The sequence below is a fragment of the Burkholderia sp. S171 genome, assembly GCF_009766085.1.
In the GTDB taxonomy this organism is placed as follows: Bacteria; Pseudomonadota; Gammaproteobacteria; order Burkholderiales; family Burkholderiaceae; genus Caballeronia.
This window is the reverse complement of sequence record NZ_LMUF01000007.1, coordinates 302,504-321,370: the sequence shown is the minus strand read 5'-3', so window position 1 is coordinate 321,370 and position 18,867 is coordinate 302,504. Positions and strand designations below refer to the sequence as shown.

Here is an 18,867-nt window from a genome sequence, read left to right as displayed (position 1 = left end):
AAATTTTTGTTGATCAGCCTTAGTTATACCCTAAGGCAGAGTACGTATCTTCCGCATTGTGCCCATTGCGAATCTGGGGAAAATAAGAGCAGATCATCTTCCTGCGAAGTTTCCTGCAAAGTATCAATGACCTCTCCTGACACCGCGCGTCTCGCTGCCATTACGCTGACCTTCCTGCTAGCAGGCACGGTAAAAGGCGTCACTGGCATGGGCCTGCCAACCGTCGCAATGGGTGTACTTGGAACGCTTATGCTGCCGGCCGAGGCAGCTTCCCTTCTGATCCTGCCGTCGCTCGTCACGAACGTCTGGCAGCTAGTTGCAGGTCCACGACTGGGTGCGCTTGTCAGGCGCTTCTGGCTGATGATGGTGGGCATTGTGATCGGCACCGTGGCTGCGGCTTCGTTCATTGCCGGCAGCGGCGGCGTCTGGGCCTTAACTGGACTCGGAGCCGCACTGACGCTCTACGCCGCCTCCGGATTGCTGTCGTGGCACTTCACCGTGCCGCCACGGCATGAGCGGCGGCTGTCGCCCGTCATTGGCGTGGTGACCGGACTTGTCACGGGCGGAACCGGCGTTTTTGTTGTGCCCGCAGTCCCGTATCTGCAGGCGCTCGATCTAAAAAAAGAAGATCTCGTCCAGGCCCTCGGACTATCATTTACGGTATCGACCGTGGCATTGGCGATCGGGCTTGCCCGTGCAAGCGCGTTCACCACCACTGATCTCACCCGTTCGTTGCTCGCCGTCGTCCCTGCCTTGCTCGGTATGTGGCTAGGTCAACGCATACGTGGCCACATCAGCCCGGCCAGCTTCCGCCGATGGTTCTATATCTGCATGCTGGCGCTCGGTCTTCAACTGCTCTTACGGCATTTGGTTTAAGCGTTGCGCCGGGAGCACGCCACCGGCTTCAACCCTCTGGGAGATCTGCCGCAATGCTCTCGCCAATACTTGAAACGCTGGGCGCGCTGGCAATATTGGCCAGCCTTGCGATCAACCTTCGCACGCTTCTCGGCCGGCATCGGTAGCATGGGCAAACCTCACCCATGAGTGCGACGAATGCCGCCTTGCTTCATGCCGTCTTGCTTACTGCCGCTTTGCGATCCCGGTCAACAATTCAACGAGCGCGTCTGCTTCGTGTTCCGTCGTCCGCCATGACGACACGCTGATCCGGAACGCCGGCCGCCCCTCCCAGACGGTTGCACCAAACCAGGCCTCGCCGGATGCCTGGACCGCTTCGCGGGCAGCAATGGTCAGTTCATCGGTATGAGCGCGAACCAGGATCTGGTTCAGCGTGACGCGGTTCAAAATTTCAAATCCCGCTCGTTCCAGACCCTCTGCAATGCGACGCGCCAGCGCACAATGTTGGTCCACCATTGAAGCCACCCCCTCACGACCCAGCGATCGCAACGCCGCCCACACCGGTATACCGCGAGCCCTTCGCGAAAATTCGAGGGTCAGGTTTTTCTGCGCATCTCTCGCGCCGCTCAGATAGACCGCGTCGCTGTTCATCGCTGCAGCGAGTGCTTCGCTGTCGCGGCAGATTGCCATCGCGCAGTCGTAGGGGGTGTTCAGCCACTTATGGGCGTCGGTAGTCCAGCTATCGGCCCCTTCTATGCCCTTCGTCAGTTCCGCATGCGAGGATGCGCGCGCCCACAAACCGAACGCAGCATCGACATGAACCCACGCACCCGCGGCCTTGGCTAGGGGAATGAGCGTGTCGAAGGGATCGAATTCGCCCGTGTTGACTTCACCCGCCTGCAAACAGAGGATGGTCATGTCATCCAGCGGCGGCAAGCGGTCCGGGTCCACCTGGCCATGGCGGTTCACCGGCGCGAACACGATCTTGTTCATGCCAAAACCGAGCAAACGCAGCGCCTTTTTTACCGTGATATGCACAAGCTCGGACACCACGACCTTGACCTCGGGAGAACCCGCCAGTCCGTCGTTGTCAAAGTCCCAACCCTTGCGTGCAAGCAGCACGCGACGCGCGGCGGCAAGGGCGCTTAGCGTGCATGCCGTTGCACTGGTTCCGAACCCCACGGCGCTTTCGCGAGGCAGATCAAGCGCTTCGAGCACCCAGCCCGCCGCAACCTTTTCAAGTGTGGCCGCGACCGGAGAATTATCGAATGATGATGCGCATTGGTCCCATGCCAGCATCAGCCGTTCTGCGGCAGCCGCCGCCGGCAACGCCGCGCCAATCACAAAGCCGAAGTAACGCGGTCCGTTCGACACCACCGTTCCGGGAGAGCCAATAGTGTCCAGCATCCGCAGGACGTCTTCCGGTGTGTAGCCGCGCGCCGGGAGCGGCTCGTTGAATGCGGTCAGCGCCTGCAACGCCGCCTGATCGGGGAACACGCGGCGGCTTGGAATGGACTCGGTATAGCGTCGGGCGCGGTCATCGGCTTCAGCCAGCAGTGTTAGCTCGTTCATGGACTTTCCGTCGAAATATTAAGGGATGCGAATAGACTCACGGTTCTTGCCAAGCACGTATTGCAATGTCAACTGCCAGAATACCAGCGCATGCAGGTTTGTGCCGGCGGCGGCAAGCAGAACCGCGTTCACTCCGCCCTTTCATTGAGGGAGCTTCGTGTTAAAAGGATGGCAGTGGACGCCGAAGCCGACGCTTGACCATCACGCTTAATCGTTCCAGGAGCGCGCGGTCGCTAGACGAAATATTGAGTTGGCGTCACGCCAAAGGTCCGGCGAAACATTGCAATGAAAGCGCTGACGTTTTCATAGCCAAGATCGAGTGCAATGGTCGTGACCGCCACGCCTGATGCAAGCATCTCCAACGCCCGCATCGAGCGCGCGCGTTGGCGCCATTCGGAAAAGCTGAACCCGGTCTCATCGATAAACCGCCGCGTCAAGGTTCGCGTCGACACGCCGCCCCAGGCGGCCCACTCTTCCAGACGGCGGTTATCGGAGAGATTGTCGGCAAGCGCGCGAGCGATCCGCAGCACGCGCGCATCACGCGGCATCGGCAAGCCGAAAGCCTCGCGCGGCAGCGAGCGAATTTCATCGAGGATAACGCCGGACAGGCGCATCTGCGCTTCGTCCAGCATTGCATCGGGCCAGCTTGCGGCACGGCTCACGGCCTCGCGTAACAGGCCAGACGTGCGAACCGTGCAGGGCTCATTGGGCAGATCCGCGCAAGCACTCTCACTGACGTAGACGCCCCACCCTGAAAACGCGCCGTGCGAACGAACAGAGTGCGCACGATTGGGTGGAAGCCAGACCGCGTGGGTAGCAGGCACGACCCATTGGCTGTCATCCATTCCAACAGACAGTAACCCGCGAACCGCACCGAAGATCTGACCCCGAGCGTGGCGATGAGACCCGGTGACACGCGCGACATCGCCGGACAGCTCGACGGCGAACAGCACCGGGCCGTCGGACGATTCAGTTTTTGCAGGATCAAGAAGCGGAGCGGACATGGCCGGAAAACCCTCTGGAACGGCTCTTATACCGCAGCGCCAGGCCTCCGCACAATATAAAAGTCCCGCCGTCGGGTGACAGGTCAATGGCGCAAGTCATCCGGTCTTGATACATGGCAACGCGGCTCGAATCGAATGGGTCTTTCAGAAGCTGTTGCGGCGTGTCTGATCGACCGGTTGGTTTTCGCGCGGCGTTACCCTTGCCCCGTTATCCGCGAGCGCTCTCTACCGTTGCCAGGGAGCGCCCAATGCCGACGCCACCTTCCCATACTGCTGCGACGCTTTTCGTACGATGGCGATATCGATTTCGCCGTCATCGGCCAGCGCTTTCAACGCAGCAATCACAATAGATGCGCGGTCCACTTCAAAGAACTCGCGCAATGCCTGACGGGTGTCGCTGCGACCGAAGCCGTCGGTGCCAAGCGTCACATAACGACCCGGCACATACGCGCGGATCAGTTCGGGCACAGCACGAACATAGTCCGTTGCCGCGATTACCGGGCCTCGCGATGCGCCAAGCATCGTGGTCACATACGGCGCGGGCGCAGTCTCGCCGAGCCGTGCAAGCCGTTCAGCAGCCATGCCGTCGCGTTGCAATTCAGTAAAACTCGTCACGCTCCATACCGCCGCTTCGATACCCCACTCGTCGCGCAACATCCGCTGCGCCGCGATAACCTCGCCGAGGATCGCACCGGCCCCCAGCAACTGCACCGTGGCTTCCGCTTTTGTTTCTGTCGCCAGCGGATACATGCCTTTAAGAATGCCCTCGCGCAGCGTCTCGAGATCGCCGCCGGGCACCGACGGCTGCGCGTAATTCTCGTTCATCACCGTGACGTAATAGAACACGTCGCGTTGGCGCTCGACCATCTCGCGCATGCCTTCGTCGACGATAGCCGCAACTTCATAGGCGAACGCGGGATCGTATGCGCGGCAATTCGGAATAGTCGATGCCACGAGATGGCTGCTGCCATCCTGATGCTGCAGCCCTTCACCGCCAAGCGTCGTCTTGCCCGCGGTCGCGCCGATCAGGAAGCCGCGTGCACGCTGATCCGCCGCCGCCCAGATGATGTCGCCGATGCGCTGGAAGCCGAACATCGAGTAATAGATGTAGAACGGCAGCATCGGCAGATCGTGCACGCTGTAGGAGGTCGCCGCGGCGATCCATGAGGACATTGCGCCCGCTTCTGAAATGCCCTCTTCGAGAATTTGTCCTTTGGTATCCTCACGGTAATACAGCATGGAGCCAAGATCCTCCGGCTCGTATAACTGGCCCAGCGGCGAATAGATGCCGACTTGCCGGAACATGTTCGCCATGCCGAATGTGCGTGCCTCGTCGGCAACCACGGGAACCACGCGGGGTCCAAGCGTTGCGTCCTTCATCAGCGTGCCGAACATGCGCACGATCGCCATGGTGGTGGACATTTCCTTGCCTGCCGCGTCGATTGCGAACTGGCCCCAGCTAGTAATCGAAGGGACGATCAGCCCCTTCGACGCCGCTCTCCGCCTTCTGGGCAGATAGCCTCCAAGGCCTGCGCGTCGTGCGTGCAGGTACTGCATCTCCGGACTGTCTTCCGCAGGTTTGTAGAACTTGACCGCCTCGACATCGGCGTCCGACAGCGGCAAGCGAAAGCGGTCGCGAAACGCCTTGAGGTCGTCGAAGCCAAGCTTCTTTTGCTGGTGCGTGGTCATCCTGCCCTGGCCCGACGTCCCCATGCCGAAGCCCTTCATCGTCTTGGCGAGGATCACTGTCGGCTGACCTCTGTGGCTCAGTGCTTTCGCATAGGCCGCGTGAAGTTTGCGGACGTCGTGGCCACCACGACGCAAGCCGTCGATGTCCTCGTCGCTAAGATGGGATGCCAGTGCGGCAAGCTCTGGATTCTGGCCGAAGAAACGCTCGCGGTTATAACCGCCATCGTTGGCCGAAAAGGTCTGGAACTGGCCATCGACCGTATGCGCAAAGGCACGCAGCAACGCATTGGTCTGGTCGCGTGCAAAGAGCGCATCCCAGTCGGAGCCCCACAAGACCTTGATCACATTCCAGCCCGCGCCAATGAACTGCGCTTCGAGTTCATCGATAATGCGGCCGTTGCTGCGCACCGGACCGTCGAGCCGCTGCAGGTTGCAATTGATGACGAACACCAGGTTGTCGAGTTGCTCACGCGCCGCCAGCGACAACGCGCCGATCGATTCCGGCTCGTCCATCTCGCCATCGCCGAAGAAGCCCCACACCTTGCGGTCCTGGGTCTTGGCGAGGCCGCGATTGTGCAGGTAGCGCATGAAGCGCGCCTGATAGATCGAGTTGATCGGACCGATGCCCATCGAGCCCGTGGGGAACTGCCAGAAATCCGGCATGAGCCACGGATGCGGATACGAACACAGTCCCGGTCCCGCTATCTCCTGGCGGTAGTGCTCCAGATGCTCTTCGCTAAGAAAGCCTTCGAGGAACGCGCGTGCATAAACCCCTGGCGATGAATGCGGCTGGAAATAGACAAGATCGCCGCCCGTGCCTTCACCCGCGTCCGGCGCAGCAGCGCGGAAAAAATGGTTGAAACCCACTTCGAAGAGATCGGCCGCGGACGCATAGCTCGCAATGTGGCCGCCAAGTTCACCGTAAGCCTTGTTAGCGCGCACGACCATGGCAAGTGCATTCCAACGCAAAGCGCCAGCGAGCTTTTCCTCTATCTCCAGATTGCCCGGATAACGCGGCTGATCTGCAACAGGAATGGTGTTGATATAAGGGGTGACACGTGCGCGCGACGACTCGATACCCAATGACAGCGCATGCTCGGCGAGCCGGTCATAAAGATATTGCGCGCGGTCGCGGCCGACGTGTTCGGTGACTGCATTGAGCGACTCCAGCCATTCGGCGGTTTCCTCGGGATCGGTGTCTTCGCGACCTCGGGATATCGACAGAATCTGTTCGCTTCCGCTGGATAAATCAGTCATGGCACGGCTCCGCATTGAATGGGGGAATAGCGCTGCGTATAGATACAGCTTAACTATTGCGCCGCAGAATGTGCCTCTGATTTGCTTTTAATCAGGCCGCGGGATAGTGTATTTATTCCGTGTACGCCCATTTCTCCAGAATATTCGAGCTATGACCACATCGCCTAAACGCCTGGACCGTATCGACATCGGCATCCTGAACCAGCTGCAGCAGAATGCACGCATCACTAATTCGGAACTGGCGCGGGCGGTAAACCTGTCGCAGACGCCCTGTTTTAACCGCGTGCGGGCACTCGAAAAGCTGGGGCTATTCAAACAGCAGGTCACGTTGCTGAATCCCGAACCGCTTGGGCTAAGGATCAACGTGTTCATTCAGGTCAGCCTGACGAAACAGGACGAAGACGCGCTGCGGCGTTTCGAAGAAGCGATCGGCGAGCGTCCCGAGGTGATGGAGTGTTACCTGATGACCGGCGACGCGGACTACTTGCTGCGCGTCATGATGCCGGACATCCAGGCGCTGCAACGCTTCATCATTGAACGGCTGACAAAGATCCCAGGCATCTCGAACATCCGTTCAAGCTTCGCGCTCAAGCAGGTCAGGTATAAGACGGCGTTGCCGCTGCCGCTGTCCGGATTGACGTTGCATGAGCCTGACGAGAATGCGGATACTGAGTGGAGTTAAGGACGCGTAACACGGACGCGCAAAACGGACGCGTAAAACGGAGGCGCAAAACGGCTCGTGAGCCGCCCTGTTGGCGTGGAAAGCGTATCGAATGGCATGGTTGCCGCAGCGCGTCCGGTTGCCGCTCGATACAGTCGAGGGGGTCAACCACACCAGGAGTACACGATGCGCGCTGCAGATATCCTTCCCGATGACACCAACGTCGTCATGCTGAACGGCGTCTCCGTTCGCAAAGGCACCGTCGGTGCATTCCTTGCCAATGCGCGAGTTTGGGTCGATCCCTTAACGCCTGCGAGCCAGCGCACAGAGGCGGAGCACGATATTGTCGATGGCCTGCCCGCATTACGCGCCCTTGGCTTGTTCGATTTACTGGAGGTCCGCGATCCCGACCTACGCGCGCTCGTCGACTCGCACTAACTTACCGAACGCGTTGGCAACTCACCGCCGCGACGGCGGAAATCCCGAGGTGATATAGCGAAGGCCGCGCGAAAACGCCGGCTGAAATGCGCGGGGTCGTTAAAGCCATTTCGGTAAGCTATCCTTTCTATCGACAGCGATTCCCAAATCGGGTTAGCCAGATCGTCGCGGCTGCGTGCAAGGCGTTCCTGCAATACATAGCTTCCGTATTGCAGGCCCATGGCTTCGAAGATTGTATGGACGTAGCGCTTCGAGACGCCCAGCGCGCTTGCGCATGATGCAACATCCATCTCCGGATCACGCTGGTTCGCGGCAATGTAAGCCGTGAGCTGCGACCATCGCAGCGGATTGAAACAAGGTGCGGTGTCTTCACCAAACTCAGCATGTGTACGATCCCCCGCCTCAAGATACGCAGCGGCTATCAACGCCACCAGCGACTCTTCCGCAGCCGCCACAGTCGCCGGACTCATATGCGCGAAGGCGGGCAAGACGGAGTCGATGAACCGATGAATCGTACCCACAATGCCCGAGGCGGCATCTGCACGGTACGGGGTGAACGACGCATGACGCGACGCCGAATGACCAAGGAAACGGGTGATCGGCAAACGCAGCAGCACGAGATTAGCCGGCTCGTCGATGCGTGCAATCGACGGCACTCGCGCACGGCGAAACGTGATGTCGCCCTTGCTGAAAGGCAGCACGCGACCCTGTTGCGTCACAGCACCCTTGCCATCCAGCGCGACCAGTACGATGACATCGTCGCCTGCCAGTTCACGAAGGTGAGCACTTTCGTGGTGAACCTCCTGATAGCCGAGATGCGCGGTCGCGAGCACTCCGCCCCCTGTCAGACGGCATGCACGCAGTGCGCCGGTCGTTGCATGCGCCGTCATTTGAATGTCGCCGGGCGTCACGATGTCGTCCAGTGACCGCTTCAATTCATCCGCTCCGCAGGCGGGCATCTCGCGCAATCCAGGAGCATACGGCAGGTCGAAACGGGTGATATCGCGCATGGCAGCCCCTCTTGGGACGTCGCTGGAAAGATTGAAGGCCACCGGATCGCCAAGGACGATCCTCGGCGCGGCAACGCAGTCGCGGCCATTATGTCGCAGTCAAAATGAACACGCAAAAGGCGCTATTCCCGGTGCCGCGCGCGCGAGCCGGTTGGCCGGCGCCCTGAACTCAGAACAGCACCTCCGGCTCGCGCTTGATCACGCGGCGGCCGAACAACGCAAAGCTCGCTTTGACAATACTCGGCAGCAGCAAGAAGTCGTGCGATTCGCGCGCGCGCTCAGCATCGATACGCTGAATCTCTCCCACCGACTGCGCGAGTATCTGGCTTCGCGCCGCCCGCTCGATCAGCATGGACAGGTACGCGGACTCCTCAAGCGACCGGGTCGCCGCCAGGAAGCCGTGGTTCGCCAGCAGGATCGTTCGTTTGGACCCCAGCGCCGCCGAGATAATTTCGCCTTCGCTATCGCCGATCGGCAAGCCCGGCCATTCACGCAAGAACGCGCAGTCTTCGAAGAATGGCGTGGCGTCCATGTGCGCGACCCCCAGCGGCGTGCCCGTCATCGACAACGCATTGATATACGGCGGATGCGTATGCACGATGCAATTCACCTCGGGGCGCTTGCGGTAAATCCAGAGATGAAAACGGATCGCCGGATTGGCCATGCCCTTTCCCTCGATCACCTGCATGGCGTCGTCAATTCGAATCACGTTGCTGCTTGTGATTTCGTCGAAGCCGATAGCCATGGCCGTCGTCAGGAACGACCCATCCTTTTGCCGCACGGTGATCTGTCCCGCCAGCGTTTCGGAGTGCCCTTCATGGGCAAGCATTCGGCACGCAAGCGCTATCTTCTGTCGACTATCCCATGTGCCCTGCTCCAGTTTTTCGTCCATCTGCGCCGTGATTTTCTGGCTCAGGTCGTGGTCGTTGTCGTGGTGGTTGTCTTGGTTGTTATCTTCACTCATCACACTCTCCATCGAAGAATTTTTATCGGTTGTCATGCGCTTTCACAATTGATTCGCCTGCGAAATGGCCGCGGCATGGGTGGCTGTTTCAGTGCTTGTTGGCGTGGCCGCAGACGACGCGTGCCGCGCTGCTGAACCGCGCGGAGCAAACGCAACAAAACACGCCGCAATCAACGTGCTGATCGTGATATACAGCGCAACACCCGAGGGATCTCCCGCGCGATGTGCGAGCAGCGACGAACAGATAACCGGGTTGATCCCGCCACCAACCACCGCGCCGATAGCGCCAATGGAAACACCCGAGAATCTCACGCGGACATCGAACATGTCCGCAAAGAAACCGCCTCGCGGCCCGTACATCAGCGGATGCACGACGCCCAGCGCAACCACGATAGCGAGCGTGATAAGCGCCGGGTCGCGCGTGTTCAGCAGGCTGAAATACGGCCATACATACACCGCGCAGACGATCAATCCAAACAGGTAGAGTGGCTTGCGGCCGATCCGATCCGACAGCGCCGCGAACAGCGGCACCATGAATACGCCCAAGGACGCGCCGGCCATGATCGCGCCGAGAACGACCGACCTTGGCAACTTGAGCTGCACCGTCACGTAAGCGACCGAGAACAGCAACACGAAGACTGACCACGTGATCTCGCCGAGCCTCGCCATGAAGACGATCACAACCTCACGACGCTTATCGCGCAGCAGGTCCCGTAGCGGAAACCGCGCGACCGAATCAGTTGCCTGCAACTGCTTGAACTCCTGTGTCTCGGGCAACCGGGCGCGTCCCAACAGGCCCATGACAACCAGCACCGCGCTGAAGAGGAACGGCACGCGCCATCCCCACGACAGGAAATCATGCTCCGGCAATAACGATGTCAACAGGAGCGCCCCCGTAGAGAGCAGCGCGCCGCCATAGCTGCCTGAATTGCTCCAGCTCCCATAAAGGCCACGGCGATTCGCCGGCGCGCTTTCGACCCCAAGCACGATTGCCCCGCTCTGCTCACCGCCGATGGCGAATCCCTGCAACACGCGCAACGTGGTCAGCAGAATGGGCGCCCAGATACCAATGGCCGCATACGTAGGTAGACAACCAACCAGCGTGGAGGCCACGCCCATGACAAGGAGGGTTGTCAGCAACAACGTCTTGCGGCCGATACGATCGCCGAAGTGCCCGCAGATCAGCGCCCCGGCACCGCGTGCGAAGTACCCCGCCGCGTAGGTCCCCAGCGCTGCGATGGTGCCCGCCAGCGGATCGAGATTCGGGAAAAATATCTTGTTGAATACGAGCGCGGAAGCCGTGCCATAGAGCAGGAAATCGTACTGTTCGATTGCGGTGCCGAGGAAAGCCGAGATGAAGACATAGTGCCATCGGGCATGGGGAGTAGTGGACATGTGGGCTCGGCGGGTCTCGTTTCGATGCGCCCAGTATCAATTTTGGCCGGTCAACGCACTTGTCCGTAAGTGAACCGATGTCTTGCCCTCAGGTGAACTACGCCTGATCTTCACCCTCATTAGCGATTTAATACAAAAATAATTCAATTAACTTTCATTTCCTTTAATTTACTGACTTAACCGAAAGCTATCCGATTGACGCATTGCACAGAAAACATGAAACCATACCGGGGTTAATACCAGTTTGCGTGATCGTTGCGAGCATCCAATTAAACAGCGGCGTACACTCCAACCTGCCGACACCAGCCGAGCGCCTTATTCGGCGCGGCGCAGAGAAGGGCTTGGTCACAACGTCATGATTAATCAATTACGCGAATGGGGAGATTACGGTAATGAGCTGGACGCGAGAACAAAGAAACGTGACGATTGCGGCCTATTTAGGCTGGACACTCGATGCCTTCGATTTCTTTCTAATGGTTTTCGTTTTGAAAGATATCGCCGCTGAATTCAATACGAAGATTCCGTCGGTCGCTTTGGGCATTACCCTGACGCTTGCGATGCGCCCTATAGGAGCGCTGATCTTCGGTCGTCTTGCCGACAAGTACGGTCGGCGCCCGACCTTGATGGTCAACATCGCCATTTATTCGCTGTTGGAAATGTTGTCGGGCTTCTCACCGAACCTCTTGACGCTGCTCATATTGCGCTCGCTGTTCGGCATTGCCATGGGCGGTGAATGGGGCGTGGGCTCGGCCCTCACCATGGAAACCGTGCCGACCAAAGCACGTGGCTTTGTCTCGGGTCTTTTGCAAGCGGGTTATCCGAGCGGCTATCTGCTGGCTTCCATCGTCTTTGGCGTCGCGTATCAATATGTTGGCTGGCGCGGAATGTTCTTTATCGGCGTGGCGCCTGCGCTGCTGGTTTTATATGTGCGCGCGCACGTGCCGGAATCGCCGGCATGGAAGGCCATGGAAAAGCGGCCACGGCCCGGCTTGCTGAAGACGCTCAAGGAAAACTGGAAGTTGTCGATTTACGCGATTGTCTTGATGACCGCGTTTAACTTCTTCTCGCACGGCACCCAGGATCTTTATCCGACCTTCCTGCGCGAACAGCATCACTTCGATCCACACACGGTTGCGCTCATTACCATTGTCCTGAATGTCGGGGCAATCTGTGGCGGCCTGTTCTTCGGGTCCATGTCGGAGAAAATCGGGCGCCGCTGGGCAATTTTCATTGCCGCTTTAATCGCGTTGCCGGTATTGCCCCTTTGGGCGTTCTCAACTGGCCCGGTAGCTCTCGCCGCTGGCGCGTTCCTGATGCAAATCTCTGTTCAAGGAGCTTGGGGCGTGATCCCGGTTCACCTGAATGAGATTTCGCCCGATGAGATTCGCGCTACGTTCCCCGGGCTGATTTATCAGTTGGGCAATCTGCTGGCATCGGTCAATGCGACCATGCAGGCGTCTATCGCTATCAAGAATGGCAATAACTACGGCCTTGCCATGGCGCTGGTCGGCGGCACGGTCGCCGTGGTGATCGCGGGGCTTATTCTCTTTAGCCGCGAGCGGCGCGGTATTGACATGACCGAGTCGGCTCAGCAAGTTGGGGCGACAAGTTCGGTTTAAGGATTTTTATTCGATGGGGACGCGCCCGCGTCCCCATTTTTCCACTAGATTTAACTCAGTCGCTCCCCATCTCCCGCACGATCGTTCTCTTTCTAGAGACCGCGCTCCACAAAATGGCTTGTCGATATCGCCAAAGCTTTTTATCTTGATTAGAACGCCCGTTTTAATTAAAGGCTTTACTCGACCATTTCCAGAATGTGGACCGTTTCAAAGGTCCCGGAGACGCCAGTGCCTACCCGTTCCACGCTTAACCCATCCAGTCGCGCGCCTTCACGTGTGTCCTCACGTCTGTTTTCACGAGCGTCCGGCGACACCAAGACGCGCTTGCTCGACGCCGCCGAAGCGCTTTTCATTGACGCGGGTTACGAAGCCATGTCGATGCGGCTCATCACCGCTCGCGCCGATGCAAACCTGGCCGCCGTGAACTATCATTTCGGCGGCAAGGACGCGCTGATCCACGCCATGCTCACTCGCCGCCTCGACGGCCTCAACCAGAACCGCCTGGCCTTGCTCGAACGCTTCCAGTCTTCGCTGGGTTCGCAACTCACCTGCGAGCACATCCTTGGCGCGATGTTCATCCCGGCGCTTCAGCAATCCCGCTGCATCGACAAAAGCGGCCCTGCGTTGCTGCGTCTCCTCGGCCGCGCCTACACCGATCCGTCGCCATTCATTCGTCATTTCCTGCGCGGAATCTATGCCGATGTCGCCGAGCGTTTCTTCTGCGCGTTTCAAACCGTGCTGCCGCATTTGCCTCGCGAAGAACTGGGCTGGCGGCTGCACTTTTGCATCGGCTCGCTGAGCGGCATTCTCGCCGGGGCCGATACGAGCAGCCTTATCGCCGATTTCGCGCAGGGGCAGCGTCTGGAGGACTCGCAATTAATTGGCCGCCTTGCGCTGGTCATGGTGGCCGCGCTCAAAGCGCCTCTCTCTCCCCCAAGCGGAGCCTGTCCGTTCGCCGCCATGTTCGCTGAGCGCGAACCGGTCTCCCATAGCGCAACAGCGTTGACGTCGGCCCCTTTAAGCGCAAGTCCGTTCATGCACGATACCGCGTCGCAACATGCCACTGCTTGAACGGAGAACGCACGCGCCGGGAATGTAATGTGCTGAAGATTAAGCTGCCAATGCACACCGCCTCCGTGCCGTTCCCGCGCACACTATCGAACAACAACAAGAGAGGTCGTCATGACAGCCAGCTTCGTGGTCGCACTGTTTATCGTGAGCGGCGCTTTGCTGTATCTGCAAGCGCCCGCCGCCGCGTGGCTCGCGTGGACAATGATCTGGGTGGCCATCGGCTGGTTCGCGGGGGTAACCGGACCAGTCGTCACAGTGCTCCTTGCAATTGTCTTCGTGCTGCCCGCGCTCGTGCTTGCCATCAAGCCGCTGCGCCGTGCACTACTAACAAAATCCATCTTTGACCTGTTCCGCAAGATCCTGCCGGAGATGTCGCCGACTGAACGCGATGCAATCGAAGCCGGCACGGTCTGGTGGGACGCAGCGTTGTTCTCCGGGCGCCCGAGGTGGGACACGCTGCTCGCACTCGGCGCACCGGTGCTCACGGCCGAAGAGCGCGCGTTCATCGATACGGAATGCACCCAACTCTGCGATCTCGCGAACGACTGGGAAACGACGGCAGTCTGGCAAGATTTGTCGCCGCAAGCGTGGCAGTTCATCAAGTCGAAGGGCTTCCTCGGCATGATCATTCCGAAGCAATACGGGGGCAAACAATTTTCCGCCTACGCGCATTCGCAGGTCATCATGAAACTCGCCACGCGCTGCTCGGCCGCAGCGGTTTCAGTGATGGTTCCCAACTCACTCGGCCCCGCCGAATTGCTGATGCACTACGGCACCGAAGCACAGAAGGACCACTATCTGCCGCGCCTTGCTCGCGGCGATGAAATCCCCTGCTTCGCATTGACGAGCCCCTACGCCGGATCGGATGCGGCGGCGATTCCCGACGTGGGCATCGTGTGCAAGGGGTTGCATGAGGACCGCGAAACGCTCGGCTTTCGCGTGACATGGGAGAAGCGCTACATCACGCTTGGACCGATCGCGACGGTCCTCGGCCTCGCGTTTCGCGCGCTCGATCCCGACCATCTGCTGGGCACCGCCGATGAAGCCGGCATCACCTGCGCGCTGATCCCGACCGGTCATCCCGGCGTGAATATCGGCCGCCGTCACTGGCCCCTGAATGCGGTTTTCCAGAACGGCCCGAACTGGGGCAACGATGTATTCATCCCGCTTGACTGGGTGATCGGCGGGCGCGAACAAGTGGGTAACGGCTGGCGCATGCTGATGGAATGTCTTGCCGCGGGACGCGCCATTTCGCTGCCGTCATCGAACGTGGGCATGGCGAAGCTTGCCGTGCGCGGCACCGGTGCGTATTCGGCCGTACGCCGGCAGTTCCGCACGGCGATCGGCAAGTTCGAAGGCGTTCAGGAAGCGCTCGGGCGCATGGGCGGCAACCTGTATGTGATGGACGCGGCGCGGCGCTTGTCGGCGCAAGGCGTTGATCTTGGCGAGAAGCCATCGGTGATTTCCGCGATCGCGAAATATCACATCACCGAGCGTGCACGCAAAGTGATCAACGACGGCATGGACGTGGTCGCGGGCAAGGGCATCTGCATGGGGCCATCGAATTTCCTCGCCCGTGCGTATCAACAAGTGCCCATCTCGATCACGGTCGAAGGCGCGAATATTCTCACTCGAAGCCTCATTATTTTTGGTCAGGGTGCGATCCGCTGTCATCCGTACGTGCTGAAAGAGATGACCGCTACCCGCAATGCCGACCGCGCCAAAGGCCTGCGTGATTTTGACTGCGCCTTCTTCAGCCACGCGAATTTCACGGCATCGAATGCGGTGCGCAGCTTCGTGTTCGCGTTGGGTGGCAGCGCGCTGATCCCCAAACCCACCCGCGCCGACGCCCGTCTTGTGCCCTACTATCGCGCGGCCACTCGCTTCGCTACGGCATTCGCACTGCTCGCGGATGTATCGATGTTCGCGCTCGGTGGTGAACTGAAACGGCGCGAACGCCTGTCGGCAAGACTCGGCGATATCCTCTCGCAGCTCTACCTGATCTCGGCCACACTCAAGCGCTTCGAAGACGATGGCCGCCCTGAAGCCGATCTTCCGCTCGTGCGCTGGGGTGTCGAAGATGCGCTGCATCAAACGCAAACGGCCTTCGAAGGCGTACTCTCCAACTATCCGAAGCCGCTCGCAGCAGGCTTCGTGCGCGTGCTGGCGTTTCCTTTCGGCATGCCGCATCGCGTGCCGGGAGATCGGTTGGGAACAGCTATAGCCGAGTTGATGACAACGCCGGGTGACGCTCGCGAGCGTCTGATTGGCGACTCGTACGCACCGCCCGTGCATATCGATCCGCTGGGTTACGGCGAGTTAATGTTCGCGCTCAGCCCGCGCTATGCCGAGATCGAACACAAGCTGCGCGATGCGGTCAAGGCCAGGCAGATCCCGCCGATGCCGCAAAGCCTGCCCGATCTCGACGCGTGGGCTGCGGCCTGCGAAACGCGCGGTTTGATCGATGCGACCGAACGTCAGGTACTCTCCGACTATGCACGTTACGGCGTGGAAGTCGTCAAGGTCGATGACTTCGGCGCGGATTTCGGTATGCTCGACGCATTGAAGAAACGCCAGGAAGCGCTGGCGAGCGAGCCCGAGGAAATCCATGCGTGACCCTTCACATAAGCGCTAAACCGTTTTCAGGCAGGCATGAAAGATCGTTATCTCGACTTCGTCAATTCCCCCTTCGGCGCGAGTGTCGCGCGTTCCATCGGCTTGCCTCAGCCGGAAGTATTGCGCCGGCATGCACAAGGCCGCGCGGAATTCGACGGTATGGCAGCGATCGGCGCGGGTCCGTCGCCTACGCTGTTCGAGCCATTGATTACGCTGCTGACTTCCCTCGGCATGACGAGCGTGGCCCACGAAAGCGCGCTTGGCTGGTTGTCCGTCGCGGCAAGACATGGCGCCATGAGCGGACGCTTCGAACCGCGCTCGCCCGGCGGGCCGCCGAACGATCGGGTGGAGGCGCTGATCTTCGACGCAACGGGTATCACCGACAGCACGCAACTTCATGCGCTATACGGCTTCTTCCACGATGCAATCCGGTCAGTGGCGAAGAGCGGCCGTATCGTCGTGCTGGGACTTCCGCCCGAATCCTGCGCTTCACCGCGTGCCTGGACCGCGCAACGGGCGCTGGAAGGCATGACGCGTTCGCTCGGCAAGGAAGCGCGCCGCGGCATTTCTGCGAATCTGGTTCAGGTGGAACCGGGCGCCGATATTGAAGGGGCGCTGCGTTTTCTGCTCTCGCCGCGCTCGGCGTATGTATCGGGGCAAGTCGTGCATATCGACACCACGCCGCTCACGCAGCCCGTCGACTGGAATCAGCCGCTCGCGGGCAAACGTGCGCTCGTGACGGGGGCGGCGCGTGGGATTGGAGCAGCGATCGCGCAAGTCCTCGCCGATCGTGGCGCGCACGTGATCGGGCTGGATGTCCCTCAGGCACAGGACGCGCTCGACCAGACCATGCTCGCGCTGGAAGATGCGTGGCCGTCGCTTGGAGCACACTCGGCGATCGTCGCGGATATCGCCGCACCCGAAGCACCCGAGACCATCGCGGCCGCGCTGCTGGCCATGGGCGGTATCGATATCGTCGTGCACAACGCCGGCATCACGCGCGACAAGACTATCGCGAAGATGGCGGAAGCCGCGTGGGACAGCGTGATCGATGTAAACCTCTCGGCGCAGGAACGCATCGATGACTTGCTGCTTGATCAGAACGTGCTGCATGCAGGCGGCCGGATCATAGGGGTATCGTCGATCAGCGGCATTGCCGGCAATCTCGGCCAGACCAATTACGCGACCTCGAAGGCAGGCGTGATCGGCCGCGTGCAAAGCATGGCGGAACCGCTACGCGCACGAGGCATCACGATCAACGCGGTCGCGCCGGGGTTCATCGAAACGCAGATGACCGCCCGGATTCCGCTGGGACTTCGTGAAGCCGGACGGCGCATGAACTCGATGAGCCAGGGTGGCCAGCCTGTGGACGTAGCAGAGACAATCGCGTGGCTCGCCAGTCCGGCTAGCGCCGGCATCACCGGCAACGTGGTGCGCGTGTGCGGACAAAGCCTGATCGGAGCATGACCATGGGCATGCCGCTTCCATCAAGCTCGCCGTCGGGTTCGCCCCGCATGCGCACGGTAATCCTCGAGTCCCTGCCGCCACCCGTGAAACTCTACGGCCGTGCGCTGCAGGGCATTTTCAAGCGCCCGGAGGGAGTCGCCGAACTACCGCCGCTGCGCCTCGTGCGCCCAAGCGTGGCACTCGATCCCGAACAGATCGGCCGCTATGCGCGCGTATGCGGTTTTATCCCCGAGCAAGGCGTGCCGGTCACCTTCCCTCACGTGATGGCGTTCCCGCTGCACCTGATGCTGCTTACCGATCCGGCGTTTCCGTGGCCCGCGATGGGTCTCGTGCATGTATCGAACAGCGTGCGCTTGCGGCGCACGCTGCACTCCGGACAGGCATTACGCGTTGAAGTGGAAAGCGGCGCGCTGGTGGCTCACGACAAGGGGCAAGCGTTCACGTTGCATACGCGGATCTATCGCGGTGGTGAAGCGGTCTGGGATGCCGACAGTGTGTATCTGAAGCGCGGTGTCGCGGGCCGGGGTTATGCGTCCATACTTCAGGCCGATACGGCGCCGCCTGCTTTGATCCGCGAAGCACGCTGGCAGCTTCCTGCACAACTCGGCCGCGACTACGCAAAAGCGTCCGGCGACTTCAACCCGATTCATCTGCACGCACTTTCGGCGAAAGCGTTCGGCTTTCCGCGCGCCATCGCCCATGGCATGTGGACGCTCGCGCGCTCGCTCGCGGCTCTGCAACCGTCGAAGCAACTCGGTGCCGCGGATGTACAAGGCGACTTCAAGTCACCCATTTTCCTGCCTGCCGAAACCACGTTGTGGACTGCGGCTTTATCTCCGACTGGACGCGACTTCGAAGTGCGCGATATGGCGGGAGAGCGAAAGCATCTGCGCGGCCGCTTCGAGTGGGAATTGCCATGATTCGGGCTTGCGCCTTACACACAATCATACGGTGTTCTAAGCAACTCACACCAACCGAAACCGTTCTTAAAGCGCCCGCCGTATCCTTCGACGAGACTTCATCATGACTGTGAGCGCCCTCCCCGCCGTCCGTCGCGTTGCGATCCTCGGCAGCAACCGGATTCCGTTCGCCCGCTCCAACACGGCATACTCGACGGCATCGAATCAGGACATGCTGACGTTCGTGCTGCAAGGCGTGATCGACCGGTACGACCTGCACGGCCTGCGACTCGGCGAAGTCGCGGCGGGTGCCGTAGTCAAGCATTCACGCGACTTCAATCTCACGCGCG

General features: G+C 60.3%; 14 protein-coding genes and 1 pseudogene. 9 read left to right on the top strand and 6 right to left on the bottom strand.

What is annotated here, in order from left to right; genetic code table 11:
- Positions 1 to 126 precede the first annotated feature (126 nt).
- A complete protein-coding gene (locus GSQ93_RS04435; protein WP_158934399.1) occupies positions 127 to 876 on the top strand; it encodes a sulfite exporter TauE/SafE family protein in 750 nt (249 codons plus the stop codon).
- Positions 877 to 1,080: 204 nt separating this feature from the next.
- Here the strand turns inward: GSQ93_RS04435 and GSQ93_RS04430 are convergent, their stop codons facing one another.
- From GSQ93_RS04430 to mdeB, 3 genes are all read right to left on the bottom strand, one after another.
- A complete protein-coding gene (locus tag GSQ93_RS04430) occupies positions 1,081 to 2,427 on the bottom strand; it encodes an aminotransferase class V-fold PLP-dependent enzyme (RefSeq protein ID WP_158934398.1) in 1,347 nt (448 codons plus the stop codon).
- A 233-nt stretch (positions 2,428 to 2,660) separates the two neighbouring features.
- The gene (locus GSQ93_RS04425) at positions 2,661 to 3,431 is read right to left on the bottom strand and encodes a helix-turn-helix domain-containing protein (protein WP_158934397.1); all 771 of its coding nucleotides are present in this window, start codon (positions 3,429 to 3,431) and stop codon (positions 2,661 to 2,663) included.
- Between the two features lie 225 nt (positions 3,432 to 3,656).
- Complete coding sequence (gene mdeB, locus GSQ93_RS04420) at positions 3,657 to 6,377, bottom strand: alpha-ketoglutarate dehydrogenase (protein WP_158934396.1); 2,721 nt, start codon at positions 6,375 to 6,377, stop codon at positions 3,657 to 3,659.
- A gap of 151 nt (positions 6,378 to 6,528) precedes the next feature.
- On the opposite strand from mdeB, the gene GSQ93_RS04415 reads away from it, so the two are divergent.
- Positions 6,529 to 7,059, top strand: a complete 531-nt coding sequence (locus GSQ93_RS04415) for an Lrp/AsnC family transcriptional regulator (RefSeq protein WP_158934395.1) — start codon at positions 6,529 to 6,531, stop codon at positions 7,057 to 7,059.
- A 165-nt stretch (positions 7,060 to 7,224) separates the two neighbouring features.
- Positions 7,225 to 7,476: a hypothetical protein gene (locus GSQ93_RS04410; protein ID WP_158934394.1), complete on the top strand. Its 252-nt coding sequence runs from the start codon at positions 7,225 to 7,227 to the stop codon at positions 7,474 to 7,476.
- Here GSQ93_RS04410 and GSQ93_RS04405 read toward each other — a convergent pair.
- From GSQ93_RS04405 to GSQ93_RS04395, 3 genes are all read right to left on the bottom strand, one after another.
- The gene (locus GSQ93_RS04405; RefSeq protein ID WP_158934393.1) at positions 7,473 to 8,486 is read right to left on the bottom strand and encodes a helix-turn-helix domain-containing protein; all 1,014 of its coding nucleotides are present in this window, start codon (positions 8,484 to 8,486) and stop codon (positions 7,473 to 7,475) included. The genes GSQ93_RS04410 and GSQ93_RS04405 overlap by 4 nt on opposite strands.
- A gap of 169 nt (positions 8,487 to 8,655) precedes the next feature.
- A complete protein-coding gene (locus tag GSQ93_RS04400) occupies positions 8,656 to 9,450 on the bottom strand; it encodes an aldolase (protein WP_158934392.1) in 795 nt (264 codons plus the stop codon).
- 42 nt (positions 9,451 to 9,492) lie between these two features.
- Entirely contained in the window at positions 9,493 to 10,845 is a 1,353-nt protein-coding gene (locus tag GSQ93_RS04395) for an MFS transporter (protein WP_158934391.1), read from the bottom strand.
- Positions 10,846 to 11,237: 392 nt separating this feature from the next.
- On the opposite strand from GSQ93_RS04395, the gene GSQ93_RS04390 reads away from it, so the two are divergent.
- From GSQ93_RS04390 to GSQ93_RS04365, 6 genes and pseudogenes are all read left to right on the top strand, one after another.
- Positions 11,238 to 12,464, top strand: a complete 1,227-nt coding sequence (locus tag GSQ93_RS04390) for an MFS transporter (RefSeq protein WP_158934390.1) — start codon at positions 11,238 to 11,240, stop codon at positions 12,462 to 12,464.
- Between the two features lie 276 nt (positions 12,465 to 12,740).
- Positions 12,741 to 13,535: a TetR/AcrR family transcriptional regulator gene (locus GSQ93_RS04385; RefSeq protein ID WP_158934617.1), complete on the top strand. Its 795-nt coding sequence runs from the start codon at positions 12,741 to 12,743 to the stop codon at positions 13,533 to 13,535.
- 111 nt (positions 13,536 to 13,646) lie between these two features.
- Positions 13,647 to 16,151 (top strand): acyl-CoA dehydrogenase, encoded by a 2,505-nt coding sequence (locus tag GSQ93_RS04380; RefSeq protein ID WP_158934389.1) that lies wholly within the window; start codon positions 13,647 to 13,649, stop codon positions 16,149 to 16,151.
- Between the two features lie 36 nt (positions 16,152 to 16,187).
- Positions 16,188 to 17,618, top strand: coding sequence for a 3-oxoacyl-ACP reductase (locus tag GSQ93_RS04375; RefSeq protein WP_158934388.1), 1,431 nt, complete (start codon positions 16,188 to 16,190; stop codon positions 17,616 to 17,618).
- 2 nt (positions 17,619 to 17,620) lie between these two features.
- Positions 17,621 to 18,538: a MaoC family dehydratase gene (locus GSQ93_RS04370; RefSeq protein WP_174254574.1), complete on the top strand. Its 918-nt coding sequence runs from the start codon at positions 17,621 to 17,623 to the stop codon at positions 18,536 to 18,538.
- Positions 18,539 to 18,641: 103 nt separating this feature from the next.
- Positions 18,642 to 18,867: pseudogene (locus tag GSQ93_RS04365) on the top strand (acetyl-CoA C-acyltransferase); the annotation flags it as partial.

What these genes read in the sequence shown, in the direction of transcription:
- GSQ93_RS04410 (WP_158934394.1), top strand. Translation starts at nt 7,225, where the DNA reads ATGCGCGCTGCAGATATCCTTCCCGATGACACCAACGTCGTCATGCTG.
- GSQ93_RS04390 (WP_158934390.1), top strand. Translation starts at nt 11,238, where the DNA reads ATGAGCTGGACGCGAGAACAAAGAAACGTGACGATTGCGGCCTATTTA.
- GSQ93_RS04415 (WP_158934395.1), top strand. Translation starts at nt 6,529, where the DNA reads ATGACCACATCGCCTAAACGCCTGGACCGTATCGACATCGGCATCCTG.
- GSQ93_RS04430 (WP_158934398.1), bottom strand. Translation starts at nt 2,427, where the DNA reads ATGAACGAGCTAACACTGCTGGCTGAAGCCGATGACCGCGCCCGACGC.
- mdeB (WP_158934396.1), bottom strand. Translation starts at nt 6,377, where the DNA reads ATGACTGATTTATCCAGCGGAAGCGAACAGATTCTGTCGATATCCCGA.
- GSQ93_RS04375 (WP_158934388.1), top strand. Translation starts at nt 16,188, where the DNA reads ATGAAAGATCGTTATCTCGACTTCGTCAATTCCCCCTTCGGCGCGAGT.
- GSQ93_RS04405 (WP_158934393.1), bottom strand. Translation starts at nt 8,486, where the DNA reads ATGCGCGATATCACCCGTTTCGACCTGCCGTATGCTCCTGGATTGCGC.
- GSQ93_RS04370 (WP_174254574.1), top strand. Translation starts at nt 17,621, where the DNA reads ATGGGCATGCCGCTTCCATCAAGCTCGCCGTCGGGTTCGCCCCGCATG.
- GSQ93_RS04425 (WP_158934397.1), bottom strand. Translation starts at nt 3,431, where the DNA reads ATGTCCGCTCCGCTTCTTGATCCTGCAAAAACTGAATCGTCCGACGGC.
- GSQ93_RS04400 (WP_158934392.1), bottom strand. Translation starts at nt 9,450, where the DNA reads ATGAGTGAAGATAACAACCAAGACAACCACCACGACAACGACCACGAC.
- GSQ93_RS04380 (WP_158934389.1), top strand. Translation starts at nt 13,647, where the DNA reads ATGACAGCCAGCTTCGTGGTCGCACTGTTTATCGTGAGCGGCGCTTTG.
- GSQ93_RS04395 (WP_158934391.1), bottom strand. Translation starts at nt 10,845, where the DNA reads ATGTCCACTACTCCCCATGCCCGATGGCACTATGTCTTCATCTCGGCT.
- GSQ93_RS04435 (WP_158934399.1), top strand. Translation starts at nt 127, where the DNA reads ATGACCTCTCCTGACACCGCGCGTCTCGCTGCCATTACGCTGACCTTC.